Origin of the sequence: Xylophilus sp. ASV27 (assembly GCF_016428875.1) — a bacterium.
Classification (GTDB): domain Bacteria; phylum Pseudomonadota; class Gammaproteobacteria; order Burkholderiales; family Burkholderiaceae_C; genus Xylophilus.
The window spans coordinates 1-437 of record NZ_JAELTO010000280.1 but is presented as its reverse complement, the minus strand read 5'-3'; the positions used below and the strand labels follow the sequence as shown (position 1 = coordinate 437).

The window sequence follows — 437 nt, the reverse complement described above, 5'->3', positions numbered from 1 at the left end:
GGCATCCTGCAGATCAGCCAGGAAATGGGCGATCTGGCCAAGAAGGCGCGCGACGGCAAGCTCGGCGGCGGCGACATGAGCGGCGGCTGCTTCTCGATCAGCTCGCTCGGCGGCATCGGAGGCACGCACTTCACGCCGATCATCAACGCGCCGGAAGTCGCCATCCTGGGCCTGTCCAAGAGCGCGATGAAGCCGGTGTGGGACGGCAAGGCCTTCCAGCCGCGCCTGGTGCTGCCGCTGTCGCTGTCCTACGACCACCGCGTGATCGACGGCGCCCTGGCCGCGCGCTTCAACGCCTACCTCGGGCAGGTGCTGGCGGACTTCCGCCGCGTGCTGCTGTAAGGAGACCGCACCCATGGCAATCATCGACATCAAGGTGCCCGACATCGGCGACTTCGCCGAGGTGGGCGTGATCGAAGTACTGGTCAAGCCCGGCG

Annotated in this window: 1 protein-coding gene; it reads left to right on the top strand. The window is 67.3% G+C overall.

The window, feature by feature from the left end; all coding sequences use genetic code 11:
* Positions 1–342: 2-oxo acid dehydrogenase subunit E2 (locus JHD63_RS22875; protein WP_198973108.1), on the top strand; the 342-nt coding region annotated here is incomplete at its 5' end.
* Positions 343–437 lie beyond the last annotated feature (95 nt).